We start from the raw sequence: 16,067 nt of genomic DNA on the forward strand, positions 1-16,067 counted from the left end.
TTCTTACCCGGCGAGAGCCTGATCTAGCAAGCGTGCCACATGCTGGGCGCGCCTGTCCGTTCCGTCCGCGATCTGATGCCGACAGGATATACCATCTGCAATGATTAGCGCGTCTTCGGGAGCGGCGTGAAGTGCCGGCAGCAGGTCCAGCCCCGCCATTTTGAGCGAAAGGTCGATTGTGTCCGGCGCATAGCCGAAGGCGCCTGCCATGCCGCAACAACTGGTTTCTATCAAATGGACCTCCGTATCTGGTATGCGTCTCAGCAGATCCAACATCGGCGTGACCGCGTCATGTGCTTTTTGATGGCAATGACCATGGACGTAGATCGGACGATCGAGGGGTTTGAGCGGCAGGTCGGCCTGTTGGATAAGGTATTCCTCGAACGTAAAAGTGGCGGCTGCCAGGGCCTCTGCGCCCGGTCCCGGGCAAAGGGCGAGGCATTCATCCCGAAACGTCAGGATGGAAGACGGCTCCAACCCAACCAGCTTCACCCCATGTGCGACTGCTTCGCGGGTGGCGGCAATCACCCGCCGCGCCTCTGCCCGCGCCTCGTCCACGCACCCCACCGCCAGCAGTGTGCGTCCGCAATCCAATGCCCGGTCGGTCCCATCCCGCGCCACAGCTACCAGCTTGCCACTGGAGCGCAGAACCCGGATCGCGGATCGAAGATTTTCAGGTTCGAAATAGCGGTTGAACACATCCGCGAACAGCAGGACATGCGGATCGGCATCCTGTGCTTCTGCGTCGGCAAACGGATGCCGTGACCAGGCCGGCAGGTCGCGCCGGTGCGAGACACCGGTCAACCCCTCGGTCAGCTTCCGGATCGCGCCCGTCTTATTGCGCAGGTTCATCAAAAACGGCACTTTTGCCGCATAAGGCGCATAGCGCGGCAGATAGCCGATCAGCCTCTCCGCAATCGACAGCCCGTTTGTCTTTCGCCGCGCGGCAAGCACCTCGATCTTCATGCGGGCCATATCAACACCTGTCGGGCATTCGCGGCGACATCCTTTGCAGGACACGCAATACTTCATGGTGTCAGCCATGGCATCCGAGGTCAGACCGCCCGGCATCTGCCCGGAAATTGCAAATCGCAGGGTGTTGGCGCGTCCACGTGTCGTGTCCCGCTCGTTCCTGGTGGCGCGAAACGAGGGGCACATGACGCCACCCTTGAGCTTGCGACAGGCACCATTGTTGTTGCACATCTCGACGGCGCCCTGAAACCCGCCCGCTGACCCCGGCCAAGCCGACCAATCGAGCGCTGTATCGAATTCAGGAACGGCATAGTCAGCACCGTAGCGAAAGACCCGCCGATCATCCATCGCGGGCGCCTGCACAATCTTTCCAGGGTTCATAAGCGCCCCCGGATCGAAGCGCGCTTTGACCTGCTCAAAGGCTGTCACGATGCGGGACCCGAACATGGTCTCATGAAACTCCGACCGGACGATCCCATCGCCGTGTTCGCCTGAATGCGACCCCTTGTAGCGTTTCACGAGATCAAACGCCTCTTCGGCAATCGCACGCATCGTGCGGACGTCCTTGTCCTGCCGCATGTTCAGCACAGGTCGCACGTGCAGACAGCCGACCGACGCATGGGCATACCAGGTGCCCTTGGTGCCGTGGCGCGTGAAAATCTCGGTCAGCCCTGCGGTGTATTCGGCAAGGTCGGGCAGGGCGACTGCACAGTCTTCGACGAAAGAGATCGGCTTGCCGGCCTCCTTCATCGACATCATCACGTTCAAACCGGCTTTCCGGTATTCGGCAATGGCGCCTTGCAGGCCGTTGTCCGTCACGGGAACCACACCGCCCCAGTGGCCATCTTTCGCGGCGAAGTCGTAACCAAGATCACCCATCATCTCGGCGAGTTCGGCCAGTTTTGCTGCATTGCGCGCCGCACTGCCATCGGCGAATTCCACAAGCAGAAGCGCGGCGGGGTCGCCTTCGACAAAGGCGTCTATGGTCTTTCGAAAGAGCGGGATCTCGCGGCCAAGCGCAATCATCGTGTCGTCGATCAGTTCCACTGCCTGCGGGTCGAGTTTCACCAGATGCTGTGCTGCATCCATCGCCGCATAGAAGGTCGGAAAATGACAGACCCCGGTGACCTTTTCGCCGGGCAGGCGTGCCAGGCTCAGCTCCAGTTCGGTGAAATAGGCGAGCGTTCCCTCGGAGCCAACCAGAAGATGGGCCATATTCACGTCATTGCCCGTCAACGCGTCGATGTTGTAGCCACCGACCCGCCGCTGGACTTTGGGAAAGCGTGCTTCGATTTCACCCACTTCGCGCTGCCCGAGAGCACGCATATCAGCAACCAAGTCGGCGTAAGGCCCAGGCGGCGGAACTGCTCCATTAAATCGTGCTTCGGTGCCATCCGGCAAAATCGCAGAAATCGCCCTGACATTGTCGCGCATGATCCCGTAGCGCAGCGATTTGCCACCTGAGGAGTTATTGGCAGCCATACCGCCCAAGGTACAGCGCGACGCGGTCGAGGGGTCGACCGGAAACCACAGACCATGCGGTTTGAGCGCGCGGTTCAACTCATCCAGCACCAGACCCGGTTCCACTCGCGCGGTCAATGCCTCGGTGTCAATGTCCAGGATCCGGTTCAGGTGGCGTGTATTGTCGAGCACTATGGCGTTATTGACGGTCTGTCCGCACTGGGAGGTGCCGCCACCACGCGGCAGGATGGGGACACCTTCGTCTCGGGCCACTGCCATGACAGCTTGGATATCGTCCTTTGAGCGGGGGACAACGACGGCCTCGGGAACCATCTGATAGATAGAGGCGTCTGTGGCGTAGCGCGCGCGGGACGCCGCGTCTGACATCACTTCACCTTCGACCGCACCTGTCAGCTTGCCAGAGAGACGGGTGTTCTCACGCATGAATGGTCAAACTCCCCCGTTTCAGTGCGAATGCACATTGTGACAGTTTTTGGGTTGACTGAATTATGAATTCATAATTACGTTTTAGCAACCGATAAACGCGCCCGCTCCGTGGGGCGCCCGCAGGAGAAGATCCAAATGCGCCAGGCTGGCCGACATTTCTTGCAGATTCCGGGCCCGAGTGCCGTGCCGGACCGCATCCTCAAAGCGATTGGCCAGCAAACCATTGACCATCGCGGTCCTGACTTCGCCGATGTGGGCAAGAAAGCGCTCGATGGCATGAAGTCCATCTTCAAAACGCAGCAGCATGTTTTCATCTTCCCGTCGTCGGGAACCGGCGCCTGGGAAGCGGCCTTGGTCAACACGCTGTCTCCGGGAGATCGCGTACTGATGTTCGAAACCGGACACTTTGCGGCGATGTGGACAAAAATGGCGCGCAAGATCGGGCTGGAGCCGGAGTGCCTCGAAGGCGATTGGCGCGGCGGTGCCGAGCCTGACCGGATTGAGGCCCGCTTGCGTGAGGATACGCACCATCAGATCAAGGCGGTCTGCGTTGTGCATAACGAAACCTCCACAGGATCTGTGTCACCCATCGGGGAGATCCGGAAGGCGATCGACGCGACGGGCCATCCTGCCTTGCTGATGGTTGATTCGATTTCCGGTTTGGCGTCGATAGATTTCCGGTTTGACGAATGGGGCGTGGATGTCTGTGTCTCGGGCTCGCAGAAGGGTCTGATGCTGCCGCCCGGGTTGAGCTTCAACGCGGTTAGTGAGAAGGCGCTTGTGCGGTCGAAGTCGGTCACGATGCCGCGCAGCTACTGGGACTGGCAGGATATGATCGGGCCGAACGAGACCGGGTACTTCCCCTATACGCCCGGCACCAATCTGCTTTATGGCCTGAATGAGGCCATCGACATGCTGCACGAAGAGGGCCTCGATAACGTCTTTGCACGTCACGCCCGGCATGGCGCGGCCACGCGCACGGCCGTTCGGGCCTGGGGGCTTGAGGTGCTCTGCGCTCGGCAAGGCGACGAATCCGGGGTGCTTACAGCCGTGATGACGCCGCAGGGCCATTCGGCGGATGCGTTCCGCGCCATCACGCTCAAGCACTATGACATCTCGCTCGGCAATGGCCTGTCAAAAGTCGCGGATAAGGTGTTCCGCATTGGTCATCTGGGGGATTTCAACGATCTGATGCTGATGGCAACCCTGTCCGGGGTGGAGATGGGGCTTGCAAAGGCCGGTGTGCCGCATGAGTCGGGCGGTGCCCAGGCCGCTATGGATTACCTCAAGGAGACGACAGAGGAGCGGTTCGCCGCGGAATAACGCCCGATAGGGGCATCTAGGGAGGAGAAACCATGAAACTGAAAGCACGTATTCTTGCGAGCGTGGCAGCATTGGCGATGCCATTTGCCGCCACCGCGGCAGATCTGACATTGCGGTTTGGCCATGTGGGAAACCCAGGGTCGCTGTTCGAGGCGTCGGCGGATGCCTTTGCCGAATGCGCCAACGGAAAGTTGGGGGACAAAGCGGAAGTCCAGACCTTCGGGGCGAGCCAACTCGGGAAGGACCGCGAACTGCTGCAGAAGCTGAAGCTCGGCCAGGTGGATTTCTCGCTGCCCTCGTCGGTCATGTCCTCCGTCGCGCCTGAATTCGGCGTGTTCGAGATGCCCTACATCGTTCAGGACCGCGACCACATGCGTCGCATCCAGGCGGAGCTTGGCGATGTCTTCCAGGAGGCCGCGCTGCGCGAGGGTTACCGGATCATTGGTTATTTCGAGAACGGCTTCCGCCACATCACCAACAACACACGCCCGATCACGACGCCCGAGGATCTGCAGGGCATCAAACTGCGCACCCCGAACGGCGAATGGCGCGTGAAGATGTTCCAGCAATATGGGGCGAACCCGACACCGATGGCGTTCTCCGAGGTCTTCACCGCTCTGCAGACCAAGGTGATCGACGGGCAGGAAAACCCGTACGCCCAGATTGCATCGGCCAAATTCCAGGAAGTGCAGAAGTACCTGTCGATCACCGGCCATGTCTACACTCCCGGCTATGTGCTGGTGGCTGAAAACCAGTGGCAACGCCTGCCGGAAGACGTGCGCGCCGAGCTTGAAGCTTGCGGTGCCGAAACCCAGGATTTCGTTTACGAACACGCCGCGAAACTGGAGACCGAGCTTCTGACCGTCATCAAGAACGCGGGCGTTGAGGTGAACGAGGCCGACAATCAAGCCTTCATCGACGCCTCAGCTGCCATCTATGAAGAGTTCGCAAGCACCGTCGAGGGCGGCGCGGAACTGATCGAGCGCATCCAGACCCTCGCATCGGGGTCCTGATCTGACAGGGGCAGGGGGCCGCGTTTGGTCCTCTGCCTCCACCAACGCGTCGGGCCGCGCCCGTTTGGTTGGATAGTACCGGGCAGGTGACCCGGCGGGGAGAGCCATGTTCAAGTCACTGCAGAAGGTCTTCGAGGTCGTCCTCGAATACTTCGTCATCCTCCTGATGGTCGTGCTGACAGTCATCGTGGTGGTCGCCGTCATCTACCGGCTCGTGGGGTCGAGCCTCGCCTGGTATGACGAAGTTGCTGCGATCCTGCTGGCCTGGATCACCTACTACGGCTCGGCACTGGCCGCCCTGCGCCGCCGCCACATCGGGTTTGACAGTGTCCTGCTGTCAATCCCGATGCCCACACGCATGTGGGCTGTCGCCCTGGCCGAAGCGATCACGGCAGGATTCTTCATATTGCTGGCCTGGGCCGGGTATGTGGTGATGACCATTCTCGGCGGTATGTCCCTCGTGTCCCTGACATGGGTGCCCGTCAGCTTCACCCAGTCGGTCATCCCGGTTGGCGCTGTCCTGTTCCTGATCTGTCAGGCGCTCAGCCTGCCGGAGTATTGGCGCAACACGGCCCGAGGTGTCTCGCTCGAACATGCCGAGATCGAGGAAGAGGTCGAAGCCGAAATGAAGAAAGCGGGGAACGCCTGATGCTGATGCTGGGGATTTTCATCGCGATGGTCGGCATGATTTGCCTCAACGTGCCAATCGGCGTCGCGTTGGCGGTGTCGGCCATCGGCGGCCTTCTTGTTCTGGAGGGGACCGGCTCGCTGGTGAATGTGGCCCTCGACATGTACGGCGGTGCCACCAAGTTCTCCCTCATCGCCATCCCGATGTTCGTATTGGCGGGCGCCATCATGAACGCGGGCGGCATCACCGACAGGCTCATCAATTTCGTAGCGGCCCTCATCGGCTTCATCCGCGGGGGTCTGGCGCATGTGAACATCGGCGTGTCGCTCTTCTTTGCCGAAATCTCTGGCTCGGCGGTCGCCGACGTGGCGGCGATGGGGTCGGTGATGATCCCCCAGATGAAAAAGCGCGGCTACTCCGCTGCACTGTCCGCAGCCGTGACCTCGTCTTCGGCCTCGCTGGCGATCATCATCCCGCCATCCATCCCGATGATCCTCTATGCCACGTCGGCGAATGTATCGGTCGAGCAGCTCTTTGTGGCAGGCGTGGTGCCAGGCCTCATGGGCGCGGCCGGGCTCATGGGTGTGGCCTACTATTTTGCACGCCGCTACGATCTGCCGCGTGAAGAGGCGTTTTCCGGGCGCAGGCTCTGGGTCGCCTTTGTCGATGCGCTGCCCACCTTTGCCCTGCCTGTCATCATCCTGGGCGGCATCTTCGGCGGTTATGTCACGGCCACCGAGGCCGCAGGTCTCGCGGTGCTGGCCGCCATTGCGATCAGCCTCTGGTACCGGCAAGTGGATCTGCGGCACCTCCAGCGCTCCATGCTCGATGGCGGCATGCAGACGGCTGTCGTGATGCTGCTGGTCGCCGCGTCCGTGGTGATGGGCGGTTTCCTGACCCGCGCACAATATCCACAGGAACTCGCCGCGGGGATTCTCAGCATCACCGAAAACAAATGGTTGATCCTGCTGATCCTGAACTTCTTCTTCCTTATCATCGGCTTTTTCCTGCACTCCGCTGCAGCCATTATCCTGGTGGTGCCCATCGTCATCCCGCTGATCGACGCCGTTGGGATCAACCCGATCCATTTTGGCCTGGTCGTCACGCTCAACCTCGCCATTGGTCAGCAGACACCACCCGTCGCCAGCGTGTTGATCACCGCCTGTGCGGTGGCGCGTGCCAACATCTGGGACGTGACGAAGGTGAATGTCTATTTCATCGCCGTGCTGCTCACCGTCCTGCTGATATGTACCTACATCCCCGCCATCCCACTGTTTTTGGTGGACTATTTCTACAACTAAATGCCGTGGCCGATCCTGAAACAGCTCTAGGCATTCATGTCCTGAAGCAAGCGCCCATGTTTCTTGGTGGCCTCGACCACATCGCCGAAGGTACGCACGCCTTTCGCCTCCAGCAAAGGCAGCAGCCTGACCAGGGCCTGCGCCGTCGCCCGCGCGTCGCCCAGGGCAGTGTGCCGGTCCTGCTCTGGCAACGTCACGGACAGCCGCTCGCACAACGCGTCCAGCGAATGATCCTCGGTGATGCCAAAGACCACCGCTGAGAGCAGTACGGTGTCGAGCACGGGATGGTCCCACTCGACACCCATCTCATCCTGGGATTTGCGCAAAAGACCGATGTCGAAAGGTGCGTTATGGGCCACAAGAACCGCGTCCCGGGCAAAATGGTGAAAGCGGCGCCCGGCGTTGCCGATGTCGGGCGCGCCCGCCACATCGGCGTCTGAAATCCGGTGAATTTTGGTCGATGCGGGCGGTATTGCGCATCCCGGGTCCACATAGGTGTCGAGGATCTCGCCTTCCACGATCCGGCCGTTCAGCACCCGAACAGCACCGATTTGAATGATTGCGTCGGCCTCAACCGACAGCCCGGTGGTTTCCGTGTCGAAGGGAACGAAGCAAAGATCGCGCAAGGCGGTCTCGCTGATCTCCCGGGTCTCTCCTGCGGTCATCAGGTCGAAATCAAAGACCAGCGGCCGCTGCGCAACCACCTTGTCGCCGGTGGCCTCCACCTCGATCAGCAGCATATGGCTGCCGTCTCCGAGCGACTTGAGCCGGGCCTCGAACTCTTCGCTGCCGGCCGTACCTGTCAAGCCAAGCGGCACTTCGGTGATCTGCGCCGTCAGTTGCGACATTGCCTCCGTGATTGCGCTTGTCTCGAAGTAATCCGCTAGGGGTGCCTTGAGCCGCGGTGGGGCGATTTGTGACAGGACATCCGCCGCCTGCGCGTCGTAAAGCACAATCTCCTGCGCCGGGTTGAGCAGGATTGTCGCAATCGGGATTTCGGTCAGGAGCGCTGTCAGCCGTTCGCTCTCCGCCTTCAGGCGCTGCGTCTCACGAGCAACCTCGGCAGCCGTATCCATCACCGCGCTGCTCATCGTTTCCGAAAGCGCGCTCGCCGCAGGACCCAGATCGCCAAGATAGCGCGCGGCTTGGGTATCAACCTCGCACTCGACGCCGGAATGGGCGCGCAGCCTCAGATCGGCTGAGAGACGCGTGATGGGTTTGGCCATGTTCTCATCGAAGAGCAGCCATATGCCGAGCGCGAAGCCGGTGTTCAGAAAGGCGAAGGCAATGAAGGCGGTGATGAAGGGACCGGCTGGCAGGTCAGTCGGACCCCGGGACCAGCCGAAGGCCAATGCGCCCGCCGCCAGCGCCACGCTTGCAAAGGCCACGAGGCAGAAGAAGAGAAAGACGCGCAGGCGGAGGGACAGGGTGGTGAACATCTCAAGTCTCGCACACCAGTTGCAGGATCGGGTCGCCCGCCGGCGTCGCCTGCCAGTCAGCATTGGCGACGGTGCCGTCGGCGGCGAACTCGGCGCCGTCGATCAGCAGGGCGGAGCGTGCGAGGCCACAGTCAAAGAGCATCGGCGCCTGGTTCACCGGCGACCAGCGCCCGAAGAAATAGATGTCGGCCAGCCGCTGGTCCGGCAGGTCTGGGTGCTTGCGCGCGGTGCCCGTATCGACCGCGACGAAGCGCTTGGTGTAGGGCCAGACTTGTGTCCAGGGGCGCATCCAGCCTTGCTCGTCCACCGTCATGGCGATCTCGACGCCCTCGGGCAGCCGCTCTGCGGTGCGGTCAAACCAGGTGTACTCATTCGAGATGGTCATCCCGATCATACCCGCGCCTGCGGCCACCGGCATCACCCATTTCGGCAGGCGCCGCCCGGTCACGATATTGAGCAGCATGGCGATCCCGGCGCAGGCGATCCCGGCAAAGATGGTGGCGATGAGTTCGACAAACATGGGCCTATCCTAACGCGCCTTTGCCCGATCCCACAGCGGATTGCATCGTCTTCACAACCACGAAGGCGTCACGCAGGTGGCTGCGCTCGAAATCCGAGAGCGTGGCGGGATCAAGGTAGTTGTTGGGTTTCGCGCCTGCCTTGATCTGTGTCACCTGATGCTCGAGCCGCATCGTGGCGATCAAATCATAGGCGTGCAGCAGGTCCGCGCCCCCGGAGGCAGAGAGCACGCCCGCCTTTTGCGCGGCCTCCAGCCGGGCGCGGGTGTTCACCGGGCTGAGCTGGCCTTGTAGCGTGTAGACGCGGCCCAGATCGACCACCGGCACCACGCCGTTGTGTTTGAGATCAAGCTGGTTGCGGTGCTCGCCCGACCGGATCGTCGCGAGCCCGCGCAGGAGACCCAGCGGCGGTTGGTGCTTCAGCGAATTGGCGATCATATGCGCGGTGAAGATCGAGTTCTTCGATGCCTCTGCCAGCGTCTTCTGCTGCAGATCTTCGAAGAGGCTAAGGTCACCCCCGATAGGCCGGAGGTCGAACATCACAGAGGCGAGCATCTGCGCCTCGGGGTTCGGGGTGGCGATCCAGCCGCGGAAATACTCGCGCCACACGCGCAGCGGCTGGCACCAGCGCGGGTTCGTGGCCATCATGTCGCCGGGGCAGTAGAAATACCCGCAGGTATCGAGCCCTTGGCTGACGTATTTCGCGAGGTCCGCGAAATAGGGCATCTGCGCCTCGGTCACGTCATCGGACAGGATCAGGCAGTTGTCCTGATCGGAGACACCGGTTTGCTCCTGCCGCCCCTGGCTGCCGCAGGCGAGCCAGAGGTAGGGCACGGGGGGTGGTCCAAGCGCGGCTTCGGCGAGCGCGAGCAACCGGCGCGTGGCAGTGTCGGCGATGTCGGTGATCAGACGGGTCACGACCTCATGCCGGTTTCCTGCTTCGACCAGCTGCACCAGCAAGTTGGGGATCTGTGCTGTCGCGCGGGACATCTCTGCAGCGTCTGCGGCCTTGGCCACGCGGCCCACCAGATCGGCGGAGGACATGGCCTGCGCACGGGTGAGATCGGTTTGCGTGACGATACCCACGAGGTCAGCGCCCTCGACGATTGGCACATGGCCAATCCCGCGCTCGACCATCAGGTGCAACACATCCGTCACCAGCGCTTGCGGCCCGAGTGTCAGCGGCTGATCCGTCATGATCGCCGACACCGGCGCTGCCGGGTCAACACCCTCGGCCACGACTTTGCCGTTCATATCGCGCAGGGTGACGATGCCGCGAAAGCCCCCCGCATCGCTGACACAGATCGAGGAGATGCGCTTGGCGTGCATCTCTCCGGCAGCGCTGCGGATCGGCGTCTCGGGTGCGCAGGTCATCGGGTCACGGGTCATCAACTGCTCGACCGGAAGCGTCGTCAGATCCTTCTGATCGGTCCGCGGCGGGCGGCGGCGGTCGAAGAACCCGGCCACCGGCGCATGGGCGTCGATCAGGGCAAAGAACGTCTCCGCTGGCATCACGATCAGGGTCGTGTCCTGCGTCGGGGTGACCGTGCGGCTGGCGTCTTCGCCACGCAGCAAGGCACGCTCGCCGAAGGAATTGCGCGGGCCGAGGATGGAGATCTGCACGCCGGTCTCGTCGGTGACGTCGACCTCTCCGCTCGCAATGATGTAGAGGCTTGTTGCGGTATCTCCGACCGCAAACACTGTTTCTCCAGGCGTGAAATCCCGGGCCTCGCAGACCTCTGCCAGCGCATCGACATCAGCCTCTGACAGGCTGTCATAGGGATGCACGGAGGCAAGGAACTGTCGCAGATGGGCCGGAAGGGGCATGTGTCAGCCTCTGGAAAGGGATGTCCTGCCCGAGGGAGGATCGGGCAGGACGGGCCTGATATGGGAGGCACCGCCACCCGCAGGCGGCGGTGTCAGGCGGTACTAGTGACCTTCGACGGCCACGCCCGCCCCACGCGGGATGCGGACGCTCTCGACGAGGTCCTTGATTTCCTGCGGGGTCTCCTTGGTCATGCCGGATACCACATAGGCCACCGCGAAGTTGACCGCAGCCCCGATGGCGCCGAAAGAGGTCGACTTGATCGGGCCCAAGAGCGGGTCGGCATCCGTGAACGTGTTGGTGTCCGGGATGAAGAACCAGCCTTTGTGCAGGAAGATATAGAGCAGCGTCACCACCAGACCGGCGAGCATACCTGCCACGGCGCCAACGTTGTTGATGCGGGTCGAGAAGATCCCCATCATCAGCGCCGGGAAGATCGACGCAGCCGCGAGACCGAAGGCCAGGGCCACGGTCTGCGCGGCAAAGCCCGGCGGATTGAGCCCCAGCAAGACGGCCACCACGATCGCCGCTGCCATGGATATCCGCGCTGCTAGCAGCTCCGATTTCTCCGACATGTTGGGTGTCAGCTGTCCCTTGAGCAGATCGTGACTGACCGCCGAGGAGATGGCCAGGAGCAGACCCGCCGCCGTCGACAGTGCCGCTGCGAGACCACCCGCCGCCACAAGGCCGATCACCCAGCCGGGCAGGGAGGCGATCTCTGGATTGGCGAGCACGAGGATATCGCGGTTAAAATTGGTCAGCTCATTGCCTTCCCACCCGTTCTCTGCCGCCTTGGCTTGCAGATCGGCGTTGGCGTCGTTGTAGTACTGGATCTTGCCGTCGCCGTTCTTGTCTTCCCAACCCAAGAGGCCGGTCTTCTGCCATGTGGCCATCCAGGCATACTCTGGATCGCTCTCAATCTGCTCGACGCTGACCGCTTCTCCATCGGTGCCATTGGGCCACATCAGTTCCGAGATGTTGAGCCGCGCCATCGCGCCCACAGCCGGGGCAGTCAGATAAAGCAGCGCGATGAAGACCAGCGTCCAGCCTGCGGACCAGCGCGCATCCGACACACGCGGCACGGTAAAGAAGCGCATGATCACGTGGGGCAGACCGGCGGTGCCGATCATCAGCGACAGGGTGAAGAGCACCATGTTGATGGTCGATCCATGCGCCGCCGTATACTCCGCAAAGCCGAGGTCGGTCACGATCTGGTTCAGTTTCGCCAGAAGCGGCTCACCACTTTCCGTCGAGCCAAAGAGACCGAGGGCCGGGATAGGGTTGCCGGTCAGCTGCAGCGAGATGAAGACCGCCGGGATCGTATAGGCGGTGATCAGCACGCAGTACTGCGCCACCTGGGTGTAGGTCACGCCCTTCATGCCGCCGAAGACCGCATAGGCAAAGACCACACAGGCACCGATGAGCAACCCCCAGAAGGCGTCGATCTCGAGGAAGCGGCCAAAGGCGATGCCCACACCCTGCATCTGGCCGATCACATAGGTGATGGAGGCCACAAGCAGGCAGATCACCGCCACCATGCGCGCGGTGCTGGAGTAGAACCGGTCGCCGATGAACTCGGACACTGTGAACTTGCCGAACTTGCGCAGGTACGGCGCCAGCAGCAGCGCCAGCAGCACATAGCCACCCGTCCAGCCCATCAGGAAGGAGGAGTTGTCATAGCCGGTAAAGGCGATGAGCCCCGCCATGGAGATGAAGGAGGCGGCCGACATCCAGTCCGCCGCCGTCGCCATGCCGTTGGTGACAGGATGCACGCCGCGCCCGGCGGCGTAGAACTCCGATGTGGAGCCCGCGCGGGCCCAGATCGCGATGCCGATGTAGAGCGCAAAGCTCGCGCCCACAAACAGCAGGTTGAGTGTAAACTGATCCATGGTTCCTATTCCTCGTCCACGCCGTGTTCACGGTCGAGCTTGTTCATCCGCCAGGCGTAGAAGAAGATCAGCGCCAGGAAGACGAGGATCGAACCTTGCTGTGCAAACCAGAAGCCCAGGTCGGTGCCGCCCACGGCGATGCCGGCCAGAAGCGGGCGCAGGATGATCCCGAACCCGAATGAGACCAGCGCCCAGATGACGAGGCTGATCAGGATGAGACGCACATTGGCACTCCAATAGGCGTTGTTGTCGTTTGCTTGGGACATGAAGCCCTCCTCCTTATGGTTCCTCAGGCCCGCACGGACCCCTCCAGTGTGCGCTATGTCGTGACCTGCGACACAACGGCATTGAGTTCGGCGGCAATCTGGTCGATGGCCCCCATCGCGGGCACACGGGTCAGTGCGCCTTTGCCTTGATAGTAGGTGATCAGCGGCGCGGTTTGCGCGTGATAGGCCTCGAGCCGCTGCGCCACCGTTTCTGCGGTGTCATCCGCGCGGCGCTTCATCTCGGTGCCGCCGCAGGTGTCGCACACACCCGGTTTTGCGGTGGGTTTGAAGCTGTCGTGATAACCTTCGCCGCAGCCGCCGCAGGTGAACCGCCCTGAAATACGCTCGACCATCGCGGCATCCTCAACCTCGAGGCTGATCGCGGCGTTGATCCGCTGTCCGGTTGCCGCCAGAAGCGCATCCAGGGCCTGGGCCTGAACAGTCGTCCGGGGAAAGCCGTCAAGGATCACCCCCTGCGCGCAATCGGCTTCACCCAGCCGGTCGCGCAGGATGGCGATCACGATGTCATCGCTGACCAGATCGCCGGCTTCCATCACCGCCTTGGCCCGCTGCCCTGCCGGCGTGCCCGCCGCCACCGCCGCGCGCAGCAGATCGCCCGTGGACAGTTGGACAAGCCCGTGGGCCTCTTCGAGCATGCGCGCCTGGGTGCCCTTGCCCGCGCCCGGAGGGCCAAGCAGGATCAGAACCGGGGCGGCAACGGGTGTTTTCGAGCCGTCCATTATGTGTCCCCCCGGTTCATACGGTTTTCGATCAGATCGTCGACCACCGAGGGATCTGCGAGCGTGGACGTATCCCCAAGCGAGCCGAAATCATCCTCGGCGATCTTGCGCAGAATGCGCCGCATAATCTTGCCCGAGCGGGTCTTGGGCAGGCCCGGCGCCCATTGAATGAGGTCCGGTTTGGCGATGGGACCAATCTCGGTGCGGACCCATGTTTCAAGCTCCTTGCGCAGCTCCTCCGAGGGCTCCTCGCCGTTCATCAGGGTCACATAGGCATAGATGCCCTGGCCCTTGACGTCATGGGGGTAGCCCACCACGGCGCTTTCGGCGACCTTGGCATGGGCGACCAGCGCGCTTTCCACTTCGGCTGTGCCCATACGGTGGCCCGAGACGTTGATCACGTCATCGACGCGACCGGTGATCCAGTAGTCACCATCCTCGTCACGGCGGCAACCATCGCCCGAGAAATAATAGCCTTTGTAATCAGAGAAATAGGTCTTCTCAAAGCGGTCGTGATCGCCCCAGACGGTGCGCATCTGCCCGGGCCAGCTGTCGGCCATGCAGAGCACCCCTTCGACGCCATTGCCGTCGATCACCTCGCCGGAGGTCGGTTCCAGCACCACGGGCTGCACCCCAAAGAACGGCTGCTGCGCCGCACCCGGCTTCAGCTTGGTGCTGGGCAGCGGTGTCAGCATGTGACCACCTGTCTCGGTCTGCCAGAAGGTATCGACGATGGGGCATTTGCCCTTGCCCACAACCTCGTTGTACCAGTTCCAGGCTTCCGGGTTGATCGGTTCACCCACGGAACCCAGCAGCCGCAGGCTCGACAGATCGTGCTTCTCGACCCACTCCTTGCCCGCGCCCATCAGCGCGCGGATGGCGGTGGGGGCCGTGTAGAACTGGTTGACCTTGTGCTTGGCGCACACCTCCCAGAAGCGGCCCGCATCGGGGTAGGTGGGCACGCCCTCAAACATGATTGTCGTGGCGCCATTGGCGAGCGGACCATAGACGATGTAGCTGTGGCCTGTCACCCAACCCACATCCGCCGTGCACCAAAAGACATCGCCGTCATGATAGTCGAAGGTGATCTGATGCGTCATCGCGGCGTAGACGAGGTAACCGCCGGAGCTATGCACCACGCCCTTGGGCTGGCCGGTCGAGCCCGAGGTATAGAGGATGAAGAGCGGGTCTTCCGCGTTCATCTCGACGGGTGCGCACTCTGCCGAGGCCTCGGCCATCATCGCGGTGCAGTCATGGTCGCGATCCGTCCAGGTGGTCTGACCGCCGGTCCGCTTTACGACCAGGCATTTGACGTCGTCCTTGCAGTGCAGCAGGGCCGTATCAGTGTTGGACTTCAGCGGCGTTTCGCGTCCGCCCCGGGGGGCATGATCTGCGGTGATGACGACTTTCGCGTCACAGCCGTTGATCCGCGCCCCCAGCGCGTCCGGGGAGAAACCCGCGAAGACAATGGAATGAATGGCCCCGATCCGTGCGCAGGCGAGCATGGCATAGGCCGCTTCGGGGATCATGGGCAGGTAGATGATCACCCGGTCGCCTTTGCGGACGCCGAGGTCCTTGAGCACATTCGCCATCTTGCAGACCGAGGTGTGCAGGTCGCGATAGGTGATGTGCAGCGCGGGATCTTCGGGGCTGTCCGGCTCCCAGATGATCGCCGTCTGATCGCCGCGCGTTTCCAGATGCCGGTCAATGCAATTGGCCGAGACGTTCAGGGTGCCGTCCTCAAACCAGCGAATGTCGATATTGCCGGGCTCGAAGGAGGTGTTCTTGACCTTGGTGAAGGGCGTCATCCAGGTGATCCGCTGACCTTCTCGCGCCCAGAAGGCGTCCGGATCCGTGACAGAGTCCGCATACATCCGTGCATAGTCGTCGGCTGTCACATGGGGCTGTTTCGGGGTGGCGGTGGGTGAGTTGGCATCAACCGGCGCCAGCAGATCTTCCGTTGTCATGAGCATCCTCCTCGTGCGGTACTGCGGTGGTGTCCGCCCAGTCGGATCTCCGAGCACCTGCCCTCAGAGCATAGCAGAGCTTGTAAACATAGTCGCTTTCCTGTTGGTTTAATTGATATTTTCTGTAAACGTTTTTTCGGTTGTGCGCGATCTTTGTAAATACATTCTCAAATTGTAAAATTATTCAATGTTTACCTTTTGGTAACTTTCTCGTGACCGGCGCGGATCTCCTGGCAGCGTATGCAAATGTATACCGAATGTGGCCGAAGATGCGGCGA

12 protein-coding genes are annotated in these 16,067 nt (G+C 62.0%); 4 read left to right on the forward strand and 8 right to left on the reverse strand.

Annotated elements, in window-relative coordinates; all coding sequences use genetic code 11:
- Positions 1–3 precede the first annotated feature (3 nt).
- A complete protein-coding gene (locus Q1A71_RS20700) occupies positions 4–2,877 on the reverse strand; it encodes an FAD-binding oxidoreductase (RefSeq protein ID WP_299681208.1) in 2,874 nt (957 codons plus the stop codon).
- A 138-nt stretch (positions 2,878–3,015) separates the two neighbouring features.
- On the opposite strand from Q1A71_RS20700, the gene Q1A71_RS20705 reads away from it, so the two are divergent.
- The 4 genes from Q1A71_RS20705 to Q1A71_RS20720 all read left to right on the forward strand — a co-directional run bounded on the left by Q1A71_RS20705 (position 3,016) and on the right by Q1A71_RS20720 (position 7,145).
- Entirely contained in the window at positions 3,016–4,203 is a 1,188-nt protein-coding gene (locus Q1A71_RS20705) for an aminotransferase class V-fold PLP-dependent enzyme (RefSeq protein WP_299681211.1), read from the forward strand.
- Positions 4,204–4,235: 32 nt separating this feature from the next.
- Positions 4,236–5,216, forward strand: coding sequence for a TRAP transporter substrate-binding protein (locus Q1A71_RS20710; protein ID WP_299681214.1), 981 nt, complete (start codon positions 4,236–4,238; stop codon positions 5,214–5,216).
- A gap of 106 nt (positions 5,217–5,322) precedes the next feature.
- A complete protein-coding gene (locus Q1A71_RS20715; RefSeq protein WP_299681217.1) occupies positions 5,323–5,865 on the forward strand; it encodes a TRAP transporter small permease subunit in 543 nt (180 codons plus the stop codon).
- Positions 5,865–7,145 (forward strand): TRAP transporter large permease, encoded by a 1,281-nt coding sequence (locus tag Q1A71_RS20720; RefSeq protein ID WP_299681220.1) that lies wholly within the window; start codon positions 5,865–5,867, stop codon positions 7,143–7,145. Before Q1A71_RS20715 ends, Q1A71_RS20720 begins: the two co-directional genes overlap by 1 nt.
- A gap of 26 nt (positions 7,146–7,171) precedes the next feature.
- Here Q1A71_RS20720 and Q1A71_RS20725 read toward each other — a convergent pair whose 3' ends face one another.
- From Q1A71_RS20725 to acs, 7 genes are all read right to left on the reverse strand, one after another.
- Entirely contained in the window at positions 7,172–8,584 is a 1,413-nt protein-coding gene (locus Q1A71_RS20725; protein WP_299681223.1) for a 3'-5' exonuclease, read from the reverse strand.
- Between the two features lies 1 nt (position 8,585).
- Positions 8,586–9,104 carry a hypothetical protein gene (locus Q1A71_RS20730; protein ID WP_299681226.1) on the reverse strand — a complete coding sequence of 173 codons (519 nt, stop codon included), beginning with the start codon at positions 9,102–9,104 and terminating at the stop codon, positions 8,586–8,588.
- 4 nt (positions 9,105–9,108) lie between these two features.
- Entirely contained in the window at positions 9,109–10,929 is a 1,821-nt protein-coding gene (locus tag Q1A71_RS20735; protein ID WP_299681229.1) for a DUF294 nucleotidyltransferase-like domain-containing protein, read from the reverse strand.
- A gap of 102 nt (positions 10,930–11,031) precedes the next feature.
- Positions 11,032–12,816: a sodium:solute symporter family protein gene (locus tag Q1A71_RS20740; RefSeq protein WP_299681232.1), complete on the reverse strand. Its 1,785-nt coding sequence runs from the start codon at positions 12,814–12,816 to the stop codon at positions 11,032–11,034.
- Between the two features lie 5 nt (positions 12,817–12,821).
- Entirely contained in the window at positions 12,822–13,082 is a 261-nt protein-coding gene (locus tag Q1A71_RS20745) for a DUF4212 domain-containing protein (protein ID WP_299681235.1), read from the reverse strand.
- A 53-nt stretch (positions 13,083–13,135) separates the two neighbouring features.
- Entirely contained in the window at positions 13,136–13,822 is a 687-nt protein-coding gene (locus Q1A71_RS20750) for an adenylate kinase (RefSeq protein WP_299681238.1), read from the reverse strand.
- Positions 13,822–15,789 carry an acetate--CoA ligase gene (acs, locus tag Q1A71_RS20755; RefSeq protein WP_299681241.1) on the reverse strand — a complete coding sequence of 656 codons (1,968 nt, stop codon included), beginning with the start codon at positions 15,787–15,789 and terminating at the stop codon, positions 13,822–13,824. The genes Q1A71_RS20750 and acs overlap by 1 nt, the downstream gene beginning before the upstream one ends.
- Positions 15,790–16,067 lie beyond the last annotated feature (278 nt).

Source organism: uncultured Roseobacter sp. (genome assembly GCF_947493125.1).
Lineage (GTDB): Bacteria > Pseudomonadota > Alphaproteobacteria > Rhodobacterales > Rhodobacteraceae > Roseobacter.